Origin of the sequence: Paraburkholderia sp. (assembly GCF_047605525.1) — a bacterium.
Classification (GTDB): domain Bacteria; phylum Pseudomonadota; class Gammaproteobacteria; order Burkholderiales; family Burkholderiaceae; genus Paraburkholderia.
In genome coordinates this window covers 321,812-339,395 of sequence record NZ_JASGFN010000003.1, presented here as the reverse complement: position 1 = coordinate 339,395, position 17,584 = coordinate 321,812, and the positions used below count along the sequence as shown (strand labels likewise).

Sequence of the window (17,584 nt, the reverse complement as noted above, 5' to 3'; positions counted from 1 at the left end):
GACGTCGCAAAGATGAGTGCCCGATCGCTCATGGAAGAAAGCGCCAGGCCGGACACGGGAGGTATCGCCTTGCTCAGGGATATGTCGGAACAAACGATAGGGTCGAGGGTTAAATGAGCGGTATTGGCGGTGAGATCAAGGTTGTCCTGACACTGGACGACAACGGCTTTTCCCTGAAGACGCAACGGGCATCGGAGCAGTCGGCCGCGCTCGAGGCGAGCCTGAAGGGGTTGAAGTCGACTGCATCGGGTGCGGAAGCGCCCATGCAGGATCTCGCCGGCACAATGCAGGAGGTCGCCCAGCGAATGGGCGACTTCGCGAAGACTGCAACCTCGGCGGGCAACGCCGTCAATCCACTGAACAAGAGCGTTGCGGCGGCAGCGGAAGCAGTGGCTGGCTTTGCGACGGGTCTGAAGGAGGCAGCCGACTCCGCGGCGCAGGCCGAGAAAAGCCTCGAGGGCGTCAGCTCCGCAGCGGCTCCACTCGCCAAGAACGCAGAACAGGTCGCTGCGGCGGCAACGAACGTCGCGACGAGCTTCGACAAGAGTGTGCCGGCACTCCTGCGCGCGCGCACCTCGTGGGCTGAAACGGGCGCATCGGCAGCGTCTTCCGCCGCCCAGATCAACAACGCCAGCAACAGCGTCGCCGCGGCGGCATCCAAGACTACGGCCGCTCTCCTTCAGGCGCCCAGTGCGGCAATGAAGGCGGCGTTGGCGAACCAGCAGTTCGCCGCGGCAGCAGGCAAGGCCGGCACCGCTACCGGCAAACAGGCCACTTCAGCAACGAAGGCCACGCAGAGTAACGCTGCGCTCACGAAGGCGATCACCTCACTTGAGGCGACGATCGGCAAGCTCGCGGGCACCGTGGTCCAGCTCGTCAAGGCGAACAACAATCTCGCCGCATCCACTGACAAGAACACTGTCGCAACCGACGCGCTCTCGCGCGCCACGCAGGCGAATACGGCTGTTACCGCCGCGCAGACGAGCGCGATGACCGCTGCCGGCCGCAACATGTCCAAAGTGCGTGGTGAGGCCGATGCCCTGACCGAGTCGCTGAAGGGCATGGCGGCGATGTGGGCCGCGCTGAAGATCGAGAATGGTCTGAAGGCCAGCGTGAACGACGCGGCGGCGATGCAACAGCAGCGCAACGCGGTGGAAGCGCTGAACCTGCCGGCCGACCAGACGCAGGAGTTCTTCAACAAGGCGTTCGATCTCGCCAAGACCAACCAGTTCATCTCGCAACTGGATGCGGTCAAGTCGCGTCTGTCGGCCATTCAGGCGGTCGGCGAGAACAACGTCCCCGTTATCGACGCGACCCTCCAGACGGCCACGCGCACGGCAAACAACCTCGCGCAGCTCGGCTACGCGCACGGCGACGCGCAGTCCACGATCCGCAACCTCTACGGCCTCACTGAAATGCGTGAGCAGGTGGGCGACGCGGACGCGATGAATCGCACGTTCAACCTCGCGCAGCGCATCTCGATCGGCACGGGCGGCAAGGTCAACCTTCAGGACATGGAAAACGTCCTGCGTCAGCTTGGTCCACAGGCCGCGCGTCTGTCGGATGACGGCATCACGAACCTGATGGGCGTGGTCGACCAGTTCAAGGTCGCGGGCGGTGAAGGGGGTAGCGCCGGCGTGTCGCAGGTCGGCACGGCGTTCCGCATGTTCCAGCAGTATGCGCAGGGCAAGCAGTTGACCGATGCGGCCGTGCAGGTGCTCGCCGGCTCGGGGCTGCTGAACACCGACGCGATCAACTTCAGTGGCACGCCCCGTCAGGTGCGTCAGCAGGCCAAGCACGCGGGTTTCAACGACAGCGCGCTCGCGATCTCGGACCCGGTGCAGTGGCTTCAGCAGAACTACGACAAGATCCTCGCGTTCACGCAGAAGAAGCAGAACCAGGGCAAGTATTACGACGGCGCGGACATCAACGATCCGCAGGCGCAGGCCAATGCGATCGCGAAGGTGCTCACGACGCTGGGCGTGACTTCGACCGCCTCGAAAGCGATGGCCGTGTCGATGGACCCGGCTTCGGCCGAGCGCCTGAACGCGCAGCGCGAGACCATCAACAACTCGAAGGGCACGGATCAGCTTAACGCCGAGCTGATGAAGCAGTATTCGGGCGAGGTCGAGAAGTTCAAGGCGAACATCACCGATCTGGGCACGATGATCGGCCAGTCCGTGCTGCCGCAGGTCACGGCCCTCATCAGCGGCATCAACAGCCTGTTTGATCTGTTCAAGCGCGTCGGTCAGGAGAACCCGATGCTGGTGCAGTTCAACACGATCGCAGCCGCGGTCACAGGTGTTGCGCTGACCATCGCGGGGTTCACCAAGGTCGCTGGCATCACCGGTATCTCGACGGTGCTGCGCGAGCTTGGCTCGGTCTTTGTGAATTTTGGCACGGCGTCGAGCGGGGCGCTGACGGGCCTGCTCGGCACGATCGGCGCATTTGCTGCCGGGGCAGGCCGGGTATTCCTGCGACTGATTCCGTGGGTCGGGCTGCTGATTACCGCCTGGGATCTGACCAAGCTGATCGCCGGGCTCGAGGTGGGTGGCCACAAGGTCTCCGACTGGTTCTCGCACTGGCTCGACGACCTGATGACCCGCGCGCAAGGGTTCTGGGACAAGTTCAAGTCGGGCTTCCGCGAAACGGTAGCGCTCGCGGGCATGGGCCTGAATCCGCTCAGCTCTCAGAAAGATCTCGAGGACCGCATCAAGCAGGGCCAGGACGAGCGCGCCGCGATCGACGCGCGAACCCAGGCAGCACTCGCCAAGAGCGCGTCGCGCTTCAAGTTCGTGAGCACGGACCAGCCGGCAGGCACCGGCGCGCCGATGGGCTTTGGCGGCAGCGAGAAGAAGACGGGGCACACGCCGGCGGTTGGTAATGGCAGCGACAACGACGATACGGCTGCAAGGATCGCGGCTGCCAGCGAGCGTCCGAAGCGCGAGTTTGAAGACCCCCTCGTCAAATTCCGCGAACAGATCGCAACGAAGCTCCAGGTCGACCAGGGTGATCTGAGCGCACTTCTCACGCGTCAGCCCAAGGGCGCCGACGCTCTGCGCGCAGATGCGCTTGCCGAGTTCACCGCGAAGTGGCAGGGCGGTGACTTTGACAAGGCGCATGACCCGCGCAACCGTCAGTGGGAGAAAGCCGACGGCTCGCTCGACACCAGCAATGCCGACGTGCAGGCCATCGTCAACCAGATGGCGCAGCTCAAGCAGGTTGAAGAGCAGAAGAAGGCGATCACGTTCGCGAACGAGCGTCTTGCCTCGACAGAGAACGACCTGCAAGAGGCAATGAGCAACGCGGCCGACAACGGTTCCGCGAAGCAGACGCGCGAGATGACGGCGCTGGAGCGCGAACTCGCGCGCGCCGAAGAACGTCTCGGCACGGGCACGAAGGCGTGGGACGAATGGGAAGCGCGCAAGAACAAGGCGCTGGAGAACCGCGCGGGCGCCGACCTGATCAACTTTACCTCGGGCTTCAAGAGCAAGGACGATCAGACGCTTCAGTCGCTGCTGCCGTTCGACAGCCAGCGCAAGACCGCAGCATTCGACACTCAGGCGTCGAAGGGCCTCGCACAGTATCAGAAGGACATGGCGGAACTGCAACAGCGCACGGCTGCAGCAGTAGATTCAGCAACCACGCCGGAAGCACGGGCTGCCGCTCAGAAGGAAGGGCTGAATCTCCAGCTTCAGGCCGAGCAGCAGTTCAACCAGCACCTTCAGGTCGTCGCCGCCGAACGTGCGCGCCTCTTGCGCACACCGATGGACGGCCTCGTCGAAAGCTGGAACGACACGCTCAAGGAGATGCAGGACGCGGAAGCGAACTGGGCCAACAGCGTGATCGACTCGCTGATGTCGTTCGTCAAGACCGGCAAGGCGAATCTCGGCCAGCTCGCCGAAAGCATGGCGCTCGACGTCCTCAAGATCAAGCTTCAGGAAACCTTCAGCCAGCCGCTGAAGCAGGGCCTCGACGCGCTCACGAGCGGCATCAACAAGCTGGTGTTCCCCAATGCTTCGACGGCGGCGGGGAATTCTGTTGCCGGCAACACCACTGCCAACACGGCAATCCAGACTGCACTCGGTCAGGCAACCAGCATCGCGACCAAGGGGCTCCAGACTTTCACGACGCAGGGCGTGCAGCAGAGCACGCAGGCGATGGGTCAGCAGGTGGCGGGTCTCGTCACGCAGGGCAACACCCAGGCGGCTGCGACGACCTCGCTCGGCACGCTCGCGAACGCAGCGCTGGCCGCAGCGCAGGCACTTGCATCAGTGGCGGGCGGATCGAGCGGAAGCGGTATCGGTAGTGCGTTTGGCAGCCTGCTTGGTGGCGCCACCAGCTCTGCGGGCGGCTACAGCTTCACGATGCCGAGCTCCAGCACGATCAGCGGCTCGGGCTCCCTCTTTGGCGTGACCGCCGGCATGTTCGCAAATGGCGGAATCATGACCAGCGTAGGCGAAGTGCAGCTTCGTAAATACGCAAATGGTGGCGTCGCGAACAGCCCGCAGCTTGCGATCTACGGCGAGGGTTCCATGCCCGAGGCCTATGTGCCGCTGCCTGACGGCCGCACGATCCCGGTCACGATCAGCAATAGCGAAAGCAGCTCCACGGGCGGCACCGGTCAGATGCCCGCGGTGACGGTCAACGTCATCAACCAGACGGGCCAGCAGGTCAACTCCCAGCAACAGGGCCAAACGCGGTTTGACGGCAAGCAGATGATCCTCGATGTGGTGCTCACGAGCGCATCGCAGCCGGGCAGCTTCCGCGATGGCATGAAAGCAGCGATGAAATCATGACGACACCACTCTTTCCGCTCGCGGACCTCCAGGATTCCTCGAAATATCAGGTCTCCCAGGAAAACCAGGCGCTCGCCTCGAGTATGGATGGCGGTTATGTGATGACGCGCCCGCGTCACACGCGCCAGCCGCGAAAGACCTACCAGTCCGGCTTCGCCAATCTCACCGAGAGCCAGAAGAACACCCTGCAGGCGTTCTTCGACTCCGTGTTCGGCGGCTCGGTGATCTTCAACTGGACGAACCCGACAGACGGCACGATCAAGGCGGTGCGGTTTACCACCGATACGACGCTCGCCTTCAGCTACACGGGCGTGGGCACGACACGCCTCTATGACGTCACCTTCAAGGTCCAGGAAGCGTAAATGCCCGCCAAGATTTCAGTCGCCAGCGTCATCGAGAAAAACCGCCTGTCGAGCGACGTCGCCTACCTCGCGATGCTCGAAATCGACGTGCCGGACCCGGCCACCGGCACGATCCTCGAAACGCTGCGCTACGTGAACAACACCGAAAACGTGGTGCGCAACGGCAATACCTATGAGGCGGTGCAGTTCTCGCTCGACGTGAAAGCGGAGCTCGGTGCGATGCCCTCGGTGTCCCTGAGCTTTTACGACTACGCGCAGCACGTCCTGTCGAAGATGAAAGACAACCAGGGCGGAGTGGGCTTCAAGGTCACGATCACGGTCGTCTCGGCAACGAATCTCGATGGCGACCCTGAAGTCGCGGAGTATTTCGAAGTCACCGACGCGAGCGCCGCGAACTACGTGGTGCAGTTCACGCTCGGCGCGGAGAACGCGCTCACACGTCAATTCCCTCGCCGTATCCAGCGCCGCGACTTCTGTCAGTGGATCTACCGCGACGCCAACACCTGCCGCTATTCGGGTTCCATCAACGGCTGCGACCACACCCTCGACGGGCCGAACGGCTGTCGCGCCCACCAGAACACCGAGAACTTCGGGGGCTGCCCGAACCTCGTGCCAAGCGGCTCGCTTTACCTGTAGAATAACAGTCAAAACTGACTATGGAATATCTCACCAACGCCGAGCTGATCGGCGTGCCCTTCGAGCGTGGTGGGCGCGGGCCAAAGAGCTTCGACTGCTATGGCCTGTGCCGCTACATCATCGAGCGCGACTCTGGCATATCCACGCCAGATTACGGCGCTCCGGCTGACCAGGCAAGGATTCAGGCGCTCATGGTTGGCTCGGCCACATTCTGGAAGCGACTCGACGGCCCGAAACAGGGTGCCGTCGTCATGTTCCGAACAGGGCGATTTATCACGCACGTTGGGATAGTCATTACTGACTGTCGATTCATCCACACATGGGAGCAATCCGGTGGCGTGGTGATCGAGCGGCTCGAACCCTGGAAACATCGGATTGTCGGCTTCTATGAATACTGCCCAGACCAAGGCTAAACGCAAGTCCCCGACCCGCACGGTGCGCCACGTCAACGTGCGGCGCATCACCAACCCGTTCGAGCCGCTGAAGGCGGCCGAGACGGACAGGTGGGTCTGGAAAAAGAGCCGCACGCTCGACGCGTATCTGCCGGTGGGTCTCGCAGAAGATCACGTCGTGTCGGTCAACGGCGCGATCGTGGAGCCGGACAAGTTCCGGAAGACGACGCTCAAGCCCGAGGATTACGTGGTGCTGTGCCCGATCCCGCGCGGGCAGGGTGGTAAGGGCATCTTCCGTGTGATTGCGATGATTGCGGTCGCAGTCGCCGCGGCCTATACGGGCGGTGCGGCAGCAGCGGCCTATGGTGCGACCGCAGGTTCGGCGCTGGGTGTGAGCGCAGCCACGGGCGCCATGCTCGTCAATGCTGCCGTCAGCGTCGCCGTGACGGTCGCGGGGTCGTTGCTCGTCAACGCAATCCTGCCGCCGGTCACAGCAACCAACACGGGCAGCTCGCTTGCCAACAGCGCTTCCTACGGCGCGGACGGCGCAAAGAACACCAGCAATGAAGGTGTGGCGGTCCCGGTCGTCTACGGCAACTACCGCATGGCCGGCAACATCATCGGCCTTTACACCGAACTGAACACGAGCGGATCGGACGCCAGCAACAACGGCAACAACCAGATCCTCTACATGCTGATTAACGCCGGCGAGGGACCGATTGCGTCGATCAGCGATGTGCTCATCAACGACCGCGCGGCCGACGAGTATCAGGACGTCACGCTCCAGCAGCGTCTCGGCGCCGGCGCTCAGTCGGAGATCGACTGGTTCTCGAAGGTCATCACGCCGGTCAACCACAACATCATGCTGCCGTCGGACGGCACGCCCCTCACGTTCCAGACGGTAGAGGAATGCGAGCAGTTCCGCGTCGACTTCGTGTGCCCGAGTGGTCTGTATTCGGTCGATTCGTCCAGTGGCTCGGTCAAGAGCAATACGGTGGCGATCTCGGCCCAATACCGGCAGGTCGGCGCAACCGACTGGCTTCCGCTCGGCCCGACCACGACCACCTACCGAGAAGTCGATATCACGCCGACGGTCAACGGCACGCTCAATCCATTCGACTACGACGACACCCTGATCATCACCGGCCTGAGCATCGTCTATCCCGATGGTGGGACGGTGCTGAATTCGGACGTTGCCGCGGTGAAGGCCAAATACCAGCAGTTCGTCGGCCAGCCGGTCAAGAACTGGCCGGTTTCGGGTGGCGGCATGGCACGCATGGCCTTTGCGTCGACCTCGGTGGAAGGCGACATCACGATCACCGACAACCTGCGCGCTGCGGTGCGCCGCAGCTACACGTCGCCGCAGGTGGCGCTTGCCAAATACGAGATCCAGCTCGCGCGCAACGTCAACTATTCGATCCAGACGGTCAACAGCTACACCAACCAGGTCAACTCGACGTTCCCGACGGACACGTCTGATATGGCCGAAAGTGACACCTACGTCACGGACATCAACGAGATCACGTTCGACGGTGTTGCCTACAACCACACCGCGCTGCTCGCGGTGCGCGTGCAGATGGACGACCAGCTTTCGTCGGTGCCGACCGTCACGTTCATGCACGGCGGCAAGCTCGTCAACACCATCACGCGCATCGATGGCGTCGAGACAGTCGCGACCGTGTCAACCACGAACCCGGCGTGGATCTGGTATGACATGGCGACCAATCAGGTCTACGGCGCGGCGATCGACCCCGCGCGCATCGACCTCGACTCGGTCATCGCCTGGGCGGACTACTGCACCCAGGAAGGGCTCGCGTGGAACGGCCCGCTCGACCAGATCCAGAATTTCTGGGACGCCTCGGCCCTGGTGCTGCGCGTCGGTCACGCGCAGGTCATGCAGATGGGCACGCGCTTCTATGTGACGACCGAAGCGCCGGCCGACCCGGTGATGCTCTTTGGCATGGGCAACATCGTCAAGGACTCGTTCAAGATGACGTGGCTCGGCATGAAGGACCGGGCGACCGAAGTGGACGTGACCTACTTCGACAAGACCGACTACAACAAGGCGAAGACGGTCAAGGTTCAGGACTCGACGCTCGCGCTCAATGCCAGCACGCAGAACGTCTCCTCGATCACGATATACGGGATCGACGACATCCAGACGGCCTACAAGGAAGGCGCCTTCGCGCTGAACCTGAACCGCTACCTCACGCAGTCGGTGGAGTTCGAGGCGCCCGTAGAAGCGATCGCCTGCATGCCGGGCGACGTGGTCCTCGTGCAGCACGACATGCCGGACTGGGCTGCCTCGGGCCGCCTCGATGCGGGCTCGACCGCGAGCACGCTGGTGCTCGACAAGATGGTCACGATGCAAGCCGGCACCGTCTACAAGGCGCTGCTGCTCACCGACTCGGTGGTTCGTCAGACGGGCCGCATCCAGGCAGTTATCGGCAACTTCATCCAGATCGTCGGCGGCGCCTACCAGAGCGACCGGGTGCTGCGTATCCGCGCAAGCAACGGCGCGGAAGCGGCGATCACGACCGTCTCCTCGGATGGCGTCTACGTGGACGACGCGACTGGCTTCGTGTCGGGCGCCACGATCACGCTCTACGACACGGACGTCGTCACGGAATGCGATGTGGCGACTGTCGCCGGCACGACGAACACGATCCAGCTTCAGAGCCCGCTCAGCTACACGCCGACGCAGTTCACCAACTACGTCTTTGGTGAGTCCTCGCTCGTCAAGAAGCCGTTCCGTGTGAAGTCGATCACTCTCGGCTCAAGCGACTTCAACCGCACCATCAACGCGCTCGAATACAACCCGGCGGTCTACGACCTGTCGAGCTACGACGGCGTGCTGGGCACCCTCACGCCTCCGCTGCTCGATCCGTCGCAGGCGGCGATCGGTGAAGTGCAGGATCTGACGATCTACGAGGAAAGCTACGTCAGCGGCACGAACATCCTCAACAACGTGCGCGCGTCGTGGTCGCTCCCGATCGTCGGTTCCTACGCAGGCGCGGACGTCTACGTTCAGATCAACGGGGGTGCGTTCAAGCTCGCTGCGAGCGTGCCGTCGGCGCCGACCTACGTCATCGAGGGCGCCAATACGGGCGACCTGGTTGCGGTCAAGGTGGTTGCCTACGACTTGTGGAACAAGCGCGCGAGCTACGACGGCGCACCGACTGCGTCGCACAAGGTGGTGGGCCAGCCGGGCACGCTCACGGTCGCCGCCGTCACGGGTGTCGACTACATCTGGTCGGGCAGGGACTGCAAGCTGTTCTGGACCTACAACTCGGTCACGGGCTCGTTCGAATTCGGCAGCGAACCGAACGGCGCGGACGGGGGCTCGCTCGACCCGCATTTCCTCGACTATGAGATCCAGGTCTACGACGAGAACGGCAAGCTGCTGCGCACGGAGCACACGACCGACAACGGCTACGACTACACCTATGAGAAGAACTTCGCCGACGGGCTGCATCGCCGGCTGACGTTCCACATCATGGTGCGGGACATTTTCAACAACAAGGGCAACCCGGCCGTCCTCGACTGCTACAACCCGCCCCCGCAGATCGTCAGCATCAACGACAACCCGGCCTATGACCGGGTGCAGATCGACTTCACGACGACAGGCGATCCCGACTACGCAGGCGCGATGATCTACCTCGCGTGGAGCGGCGACATCGACCCGAACGTGTCGCACGAAAACGCATCGCAGCTTGCCTACGATGGCCCGGACCTGTCGGTGCTGCTCACGGGACTGATGTTCAATTCGGACTATCAGTTCATGATCGTGCCGTATGACGCCTTCGGCAAGAGCGATCTGATCCCGAGCGCGGCCTTCACGTTCCACACGCCCTACATGGATGTGAACGCGATTGCCGACGGCGTGCTGAAGGACTCGCAGCTCATTCCGGAACTACAGACGCGCATCGACCTGATCGACGCGCCCGACAGCATCGTTGGGTCGGTCAACCAGCGTCTCGCCGCAAGCGCGGCCAGCACGCTCGCTTCGGCAACGCTGGCAGATCAGGGTGTGACGGCGGCGCTGAACGCGGCACTGACGACCGCGATCACTAACGAGGCCAATACCCGCAAGAGCGCGACAGGCAGCCTCTCAAGCCAGATCAGCACGGTTTCGGCGAACACCGACGCTAACGGGGCCGCAGTCCGAAGCGAAGCGACGGCGCGATCGGACGCAGACTCGGCGCTGGGCACGCGCATTGACTCCGTTGTCGCTACGAACGCGACCAACACCGCCGCAATCAACAGCGAAGCGAACACGCGCGCGAACGCTGATGGTGCGCTCTCAACGCGTATTGACAGCGTCGTTGCGTCGAACTCGACAAACGCAGCAGCGATTCAGAGTGAACAGACCGCGCGAATCTCGGCGGATGGTGCGCTGGGCACGCGCATCGATACAGTCTCTGCGTCGACGGCAAGCAATGCGGCGGCGATCCAGACGGAAACGACGGCACGCACCAATGCTGACACGGCATTGGGATCGCGCATTGACGTGGTTGCCGCATCGAACGGCACGAACACCGCGGCGATCCAGACTGAACAGACCGCGCGCATCGCCGCCGACAGTGCCATCAGCAGCAGAATTGACACTGTCGTCGCAAGTTACGGCAACGATCCGACGAACCTGGTGGCGAACCCGGTGGGTGCAAACGGCACGACGGGCTGGTCAGCCGTGACGGTAGTCGCCAAGACGAACTCCGATGTGCCGGTCAGCGCGCCCGCGGCGAACGTCTTCAAGCAGAACACACGGGACAACTTCTTCTCGGGCCGCACGGTGGATGTGTCGCCGGGTCAGCAACACTACGTCGAAGTCTCGGCCGCGACGCCGGTTTCTGGCGCACAGCAGTTCGCTGTGGGCCTGAAGCTGATGACGGCCTCGGGCTCGACGACCTATGTGACGGCTTCGACGCTGGCGGCGACATCGACCTGGACGCGCGTCGCGGGCTACGTGACGATCCCTGCGGGCTACACGCAGGCGCAGCTCTGGACGCAGATCAACATCACGGGCACGAGCGACGCGAGCCGCTGGTATTTCACGGACGCGGAATGGCGCCCGGCATCGCTCACGCAACCGGTGCAGGCGGCCGTCACCACCGAAACAAACGCCCGCGCCTCGGCAGACTCGGCGCTTGGTTCGCGTATCGACACGCTTACGGCCACGGTCAACAGCAACAACACGACGCAGACCGCGGCGATCCAGAATGAGGCCAGCGTTCGGGCGTCGGCAGACTCAGCCAACGCATCCTCGATCTCGACGCTTCAGACCACGGTCGGCGGCCACACGACCTCGATCCAGGCTCAGCAGTCGTCGATCAACGGACTGAGCGCGCAATACACCGTCAAGATCGACAACAACGGCTATGTCGCGGGCTATGGTCTTGCCTCGACCTCGGTCAACGGGCAGGTGACGAGCGAATTCGCGGTGCGCACGGATACGTTCTCGGTGAACCTGCCGGGTTATCCGGGCGTGCATCCGTTCACGATCGGCGCGGTCAACGGCGTCCCGCAAGTCATCATCAGCAGCGCACTGATCGGCGACGCGTCGATCAACACGGCCAAGATCGGCGACGCCCAGATCACGGCGGCCAAGATCGGTAGCGCTCAGATCCAGACGGCGCATATTGGTGTGGCTCAGGTCGACACGCTGCGCATCGGCCTGCATGCGGTCACGACTCTTGTCATGTTTGGGCCGTTCAGCAGCAACCAGACGCCCGTCTATGCCTCATCGGGCGGCGACCTGCTGGTGATGATCAGCGGCAACGTGGGTTCGCCGGCGCACGGCGACACGCCCGAATCAGCAGGCGGTGCGGTTGTGACGATCAATGGTCAGCAGCTCAGCATCGTTGGCACGTCCGGAAACATGGTCACCAACTTCGTAAAGATGAGCCCGCCAGCAGCAAGCCTGCCGGTGCAGGTTCAACTTTCCACCGCAAGCAACGTCTCCGTTGCTGTCTTTGAGGTAATGCGATGAGCGATATGACGAAAGATATGACGAAGACGGACTGGGTGGTCGCGGACGCACAGGGCGCCATCCTCTATGGGGGCCACTCTCCGCGCTGGATGATGGATGTCCAGGTGCCACCGGAAGGTGGCTCTGTCGTGGTCGGGCAGGGCAAGACAGAGACCGACTGGGTGACAGGCGGCGCAGTTGTGCCCAGACCCGCGAACACGGTGAAGCTGGATGGCATGACGCTCACGAACGTAGCCACGGGCGCTACGGTCACGATTGGGGGAACCGACTATACGGTGACTGATGGCACGGTCGAGCTTTCGTTTTCGCAACCCGGCATCTACACGGTGAAGGTCAGCGCTTTCCCGATGCTCGATGCAACTTTCCAGGTGACGCAGGCATGAAGATCCATCACGAAGTCGACCCGACTCCGCTACGCGCGGCAGCCTATATGGACGTTGGCGATCAGCTCGACGCCATCATGAAGGCGCTCGCGCAGCTCGGCGCCCAAGGCATCGTGTTGCCGCCCGAAACGGCCGAATGGATCGAGCATTGCAAACAGGTAAAACTGAAGTATAAGAAGTCTTGACTTAAAGCCTTTACGTTGCTATACGCCTATTGTTGAACAGTCAAAACTGACTGTATAATCGGCGGCAACAGGACGCTCGCAAAGGCTACTCGCATGGCACAACTCAAGCAGGTCTGCACCGTCACAAATGGCAGTCAGACCGTCACCGTTATCGGCGTGAATGTGGCGTATCGCATCCGTGCGAACAACATTTTCATGGTCGCGAACGAGCTGGTGCCCTATGTGATCGCCACCAATGCTGTGTTCGACGGCACGAATACCACCTTTACGCTCGCTGGCGCGTATCAGGGGCCGAGCGCCCCGATGACGAACGGTGTTGTGGCAACCGACTTCACGGTGCCGGACAATCTGCCGCTGATCTCGCAGGGCGACGTGGGCACTGCCGCGATCTGGACGAACACGATGTATAAGATCCAGGCGATGATCAGCGAGATCAACCCGACTGGTTTTGCCGCGTCGATCGCTGACATCCACGCCAGTCTCAATGGCGCGCAGCAGGCACAGCAGGCAGCAGCGGCATCACAGACGGCAGCGGCAACTTCCGCATCCGCCGCACTTGCTTCGCAGAATGCCGCGAAGACTTCCGAAACGAACGCCAAGACTTCCGAAACAAACGCCGCGTCGAGCAAGACTGCGGCGGCGTCCAGTGCAACGGCCGCGGCTGCTTCGCAGACTGCATCGAAAACGAGCGAAACAAATTCGGCCTCGAGCGCAAGCGCCGCATCTTCGTCTCAGGCCGCGGCTGCAAGTTCTTCCACCAGCGCCGCAAACAGCGCGTCTGCCGCCGGCGGATCGGCAACGGCGGCTGCGTCTTCCGCGAGTGCAGCGAAGACTTCCGAGACGAACGCAAAAACGTCCGAGACGAATTCAAAGACTTCGGAAACCAACGCCGCCGCAAGCGCCGCTGCGGCGCTTGCTTCGCAGAATGCTTCGAAGACTTCCGAGACGAACGCAGCCGGCTCGGCTACCGCTGCGGCGGGCAGCGCCACTGCTGCCTCGAACTCGGCCACAAGCGCGGCAAGCTCGCTGACGGCAGTGCAGGGCATCCTGACGACGATGAACGCCCTGTATCTGGGGCAGAAGGCGTCGGACCCGACCAAGGACAACAACGGTGCGGCCCTGGCGGTAGGCGCTGAGTATTTCAACACCACCAACAAGGTGATGCGCGTCTACACCAGCTCGGGCTGGCAGGACGTCGATCAGACGTCCGAGACGATGGCGGCCAATGCGACCGTGAGCGCATCGCAGGCTGCTGGCTCGGCTACTGCCGCGGCCAATAGCGCTGCTGCGGCAAGCGGCTCGGCTACGGCTGCCTCGAACTCGGCCTCGGCCGCTTCGTCATCGCAAGGCGCGGCTGCGACCAGTGCATCGAACGCGAAGACCAGCGAGACCAATTCGAAGACTTCGGAAACGAACGCGAAGACCAGCGAGACCAATTCGAAGACTTCGGAAACGAACGCTGCTGCGTCGGCGGCTTCTGCCGCGGCCACCGCGGCGACCATTGGCAACCCTGTGTCGAAGAACGGCGACACGATGGCAGGCGACCTCTGGGTGGGCGACCCGACGAGCACGGCACCCAGGACGCTCGGCACGAACTATCGCGTCGGTATCACGCGCAACAGCGCAGGCGTAACGCCATATCAGGTCATCACAAACGGGCAGAACGTGCTCGCGTCGCCGCCCACGGCTAACTACACAATGATCGGCTCGGTCCTGTTTCGATGGGCATCGACGACGAGCGACGTGCTTGGTGGACAGACCGCAGCAGACATTCAGGGCTACTCGAACGCTGACGGCACGGGCGCGATCGGCTTGATGGGGCGTAACGCGACGGGCGCCATCGCCACACGCCTTATCGTCAACGGGAACGGTGGCGTATCGATCGGCACAACGGGAAATTACAACGACGGTAGCACGCCGTTCTCGGTGAACCCGCTGGGCACGGCGTGGGCTGCCATCAACACGCCGACTGCGCGCTTTATCGATACGCTGAACGGCACGGGCGGTGGTATCTCAATCGAGTCATACCAGCCGACGATCCAGTTCGTCGATCGTAGCGCGAGCGCGAAAAACACGCGCCTGATGCAAAACGCGGGCGTGCTCACGTTCGCCAACGATCCGGGCGACAACAGCGGCACGTATGGCGCAGCCGGCGTCGCAATCAACGCTGACGGCTACATGGCCGTAGGCGTAGGCGCTGCGCAGTCCGTCAACGTCGCCTATTGCGCAAACGGTGCATCGGCGGGGACGACCACGGCGCATTACGCCTTCATGAACAATCAGACGTTCAATTCGGCGGCTACGTCCGGCGGCTATTCGTTCACGAGCCGCCCGCAGCTCGCGGCCGCGTCGTTCACGATGGCGAACCTGATCGGCTTTTATGCCGATGTTCCGACTATCGGCGCTGGCTCGACGGTCACGAACTACACCGGCGCTTATGTCCAGGACTTCAGCGGCGCGGGGACCAATATCGCCTACCGTGGCCGGATGGCGAGTGGCACGAACAAGTGGAACCTCTACATGGACGGTTCCGCGTCGAATCTCATCGTGGGGCAGATGTTTTTCGGCAGCAGCGCAAACGCCGCCACCGACTCCACGACTGCCGTTACGATTCAGAACCCACCTACCGGGCAGGGCCTGCTCGTCTACCGCAATGGGCAGAAGGCCCAATATATCGGCATCGGCTCGGGAACGAATCTTGACTCGAATGCGCAGGTCGACAACAAGATCGTTGGCTACTCGGCGGCCACCGCAGCCAAGCAACTCTTTATTCATGCGACCACCGACGAGACCGGCACCACGCCGACGAATGGCAGTGTCGGTATCTCGTTCAAGGTTCTGAACGCCACCTATGGCCGATTCTTTCAGAGCGGGAATTTCGCGCTCGGCAGCGGAGTCGCAGACGACGGCGTGAACGCGTTGCAGGTAGTGGGAAGCGCGCGCGTCACGGGCAATCTTCTGCACGGCACGACCACACCCATTCAGGTCGGCGGCAACACGGCGGGCTGGCAGAACCACGCAACCGATAGCTCGGGCGCCCTCACGCTGATGGGATGGGGTTCGACTTCGTTCGGCGGCACGCTGAATCTCGCCAGCTCGCGCGGCACGACCATCGGCACGCCGGCGGCGGTTGCCTCGGGCGACACGCTCGGCGCAATCACCTTCACGGGCACCGACACGGCAATGCCCAGCGTGCCGTCTGCGGTGATTAAAGCGGCGGCCGTCGAAGCGTTCACCTCGACGGCGCACGGCACGCGACTCGACTTTCAGGTCACGCCCGCGACCACGGTGACGAGTATTTACGCGATGCGCATCACTGACTCGGGCCGCGTCCTGATCAACACGACGACCGACAATGGTTCGGACGCGCTTCAGGTGCAAGGACCGGCGACAGGCTATGGCGTCTCTGTCACGCGCAATGGCAGCACGAACACGCAATACATCGGTATTGGCGCGTCGCCGGCCTCGAACAAAACCAACAATTACATCGACTCGTATTCCTCGGCGTCGAACGCAAAGATACTGATCCTGAATTCGACGACGGACGCGAACAACAGCGCGGTCACGTCGGGATCGCTGGGCATCAACCTGTGCATCATGGGCACGCAGAAGCTGTCCGTGATGGGCAGCGGTAACGTCCTTGTCAACACGGGAAATGACAACAACACGGACGCGTTTCAGGTCAGCGGCTCAGGTTATTTTTCTACCGGTGTGATCGCTCCGATTTATACCGTCAGAAATGCCGCCGCCACGGTCTACAGCTCGCTTTCCACGAGCAGCATTACCGGCCTGACCATCGAGAGCTACAACTCGGGCAACACGACGAAATATCCGGTCGCAATTGCGCCTTATGGCGGCCAAGTGCTGATCGGGACGACGAGCAACGATGGATCGAACCTGCTTCAAGTGGCAGGCGCTGTGAAAATCACGGGCAACTCCACGCAGGCGAACAACACTCCGCTATTCATCCTGAACGACACGTCGGGCGCGTCATACGGCGACGTCCGCTACCAGTCGAGTGGCGTGATGCAGTGGGCGATGCGCGGCAACAGCGGTGGTGCTTTCGCGATCAACCGCTACAACGCATCTGGCGTTCTCCAGGACAGCCCGCTCAACATCAGCTTCTCGACTGGCGCGGCCACGTTCACGCAGCGTCCGACGTTTAACGGCAATACCGCCGTCGACACCGGTAACATCGCAGCGCTGACCCAAGGCAGGCTGATCGGCGTGCGGGTATTCACGTCGAGTGGCACCTACACGCCGACCCCTGGCACGAACAGCATCATCGCCGAGGCGCAGGCTGGCGGCGGCGGCGGCGCAGGTTGCCTAGCCACGGCAGCAGGCTGCGTGGCGGTAGGGAGCGCAGGTCAACCTGGCGCATACGCACGCGGCCAATTCACATCCGGGTTCAGTAGCGTTGCGGTGACGGTGGGTGCCGCAGGCGCGCCGGGGGTTACTGGCGGTGCGGGCGGCGATGGTGGCCAAACCTCCTTCGGCTCCCTGCTTGTCGTCAATGGGGGCGCGGGCGGTTCGGTTGGCAGAAATGATGGGCCGAACTCGGCAGCAAATGTCACGGCGGCATTGGCCACTGTTGCAACGGGTGGGAATATTCTCAATTCCGCCAGCCCGATTCCCCGGACGAGTTGGGCTGCGCTCAGTCTCGGTCTTGTTATGCCGACACCCCGTGTGCCTTCTCCGATTATGGGGTTCGCCTATGGCTGGGGAGGCCGGGGCTCAGGGCAGGGGCAGAGTGCGTCTAGCGCGCTTGTTGGCGATACCGGTGGTCAAGGCGTTGTCATCATCTACGAATACGCCTGATAATAGTCAAAACTGAATAT

8 protein-coding genes are annotated in these 17,584 nt (G+C 62.7%); all 8 read left to right on the top strand.

The genetic code is table 11. The annotated features are described in order from the left end of the window. Positions 1–113 precede the first annotated feature (113 nt). The 8 genes from QM685_RS05885 to QM685_RS05850 all read left to right on the top strand — a co-directional run bounded on the left by QM685_RS05885 (position 114) and on the right by QM685_RS05850 (position 17,564). Positions 114–4,799, top strand: a complete 4,686-nt coding sequence (locus QM685_RS05885; protein ID WP_415113661.1) for a phage tail tape measure C-terminal domain-containing protein — start codon at positions 114–116, stop codon at positions 4,797–4,799. Further along, positions 4,796–5,161, top strand: a complete 366-nt coding sequence (locus QM685_RS05880; protein WP_415113659.1) for a hypothetical protein — start codon at positions 4,796–4,798, stop codon at positions 5,159–5,161. Before QM685_RS05885 ends, QM685_RS05880 begins: the two co-directional genes overlap by 4 nt. Next, on the top strand, positions 5,162–5,797 hold the full coding sequence (locus QM685_RS05875; protein WP_415113657.1) for a hypothetical protein: 636 nt from the start codon (positions 5,162–5,164) through the stop codon (positions 5,795–5,797). Between the two features lie 20 nt (positions 5,798–5,817). Continuing rightward, a complete protein-coding gene (locus QM685_RS05870) occupies positions 5,818–6,210 on the top strand; it encodes a C40 family peptidase (RefSeq protein WP_415113655.1) in 393 nt (130 codons plus the stop codon). Next, positions 6,185–12,178 carry a phage tail protein gene (locus QM685_RS05865; protein ID WP_415113653.1) on the top strand — a complete coding sequence of 1,998 codons (5,994 nt, stop codon included), beginning with the start codon at positions 6,185–6,187 and terminating at the stop codon, positions 12,176–12,178. The genes QM685_RS05870 and QM685_RS05865 overlap by 26 nt, the downstream gene beginning before the upstream one ends. After that, positions 12,175–12,561: a hypothetical protein gene (locus tag QM685_RS05860; protein ID WP_415113651.1), complete on the top strand. Its 387-nt coding sequence runs from the start codon at positions 12,175–12,177 to the stop codon at positions 12,559–12,561. Before QM685_RS05865 ends, QM685_RS05860 begins: the two co-directional genes overlap by 4 nt. Then, on the top strand, positions 12,558–12,746 hold the full coding sequence (locus tag QM685_RS05855) for a hypothetical protein (protein WP_415113649.1): 189 nt from the start codon (positions 12,558–12,560) through the stop codon (positions 12,744–12,746). The genes QM685_RS05860 and QM685_RS05855 overlap by 4 nt, the downstream gene beginning before the upstream one ends. Before the next feature lie 93 nt (positions 12,747–12,839). Continuing rightward, a complete protein-coding gene (locus QM685_RS05850; protein WP_415113647.1) occupies positions 12,840–17,564 on the top strand; it encodes a beta strand repeat-containing protein in 4,725 nt (1,574 codons plus the stop codon). Positions 17,565–17,584 lie beyond the last annotated feature (20 nt).

Excerpts from the sequence above, each read along its gene's own strand:
- QM685_RS05885 (WP_415113661.1), top strand. The coding sequence starts at position 114 with ATGAGCGGTATTGGCGGTGAGATCAAGGTTGTCCTGACACTGGACGAC.
- QM685_RS05880 (WP_415113659.1), top strand. The coding sequence starts at position 4,796 with ATGACGACACCACTCTTTCCGCTCGCGGACCTCCAGGATTCCTCGAAA.
- QM685_RS05875 (WP_415113657.1), top strand. The coding sequence starts at position 5,162 with ATGCCCGCCAAGATTTCAGTCGCCAGCGTCATCGAGAAAAACCGCCTG.
- QM685_RS05870 (WP_415113655.1), top strand. The coding sequence starts at position 5,818 with ATGGAATATCTCACCAACGCCGAGCTGATCGGCGTGCCCTTCGAGCGT.
- QM685_RS05865 (WP_415113653.1), top strand. The coding sequence starts at position 6,185 with ATGAATACTGCCCAGACCAAGGCTAAACGCAAGTCCCCGACCCGCACG.
- QM685_RS05860 (WP_415113651.1), top strand. The coding sequence starts at position 12,175 with ATGAGCGATATGACGAAAGATATGACGAAGACGGACTGGGTGGTCGCG.
- QM685_RS05855 (WP_415113649.1), top strand. The coding sequence starts at position 12,558 with ATGAAGATCCATCACGAAGTCGACCCGACTCCGCTACGCGCGGCAGCC.
- QM685_RS05850 (WP_415113647.1), top strand. The coding sequence starts at position 12,840 with ATGGCACAACTCAAGCAGGTCTGCACCGTCACAAATGGCAGTCAGACC.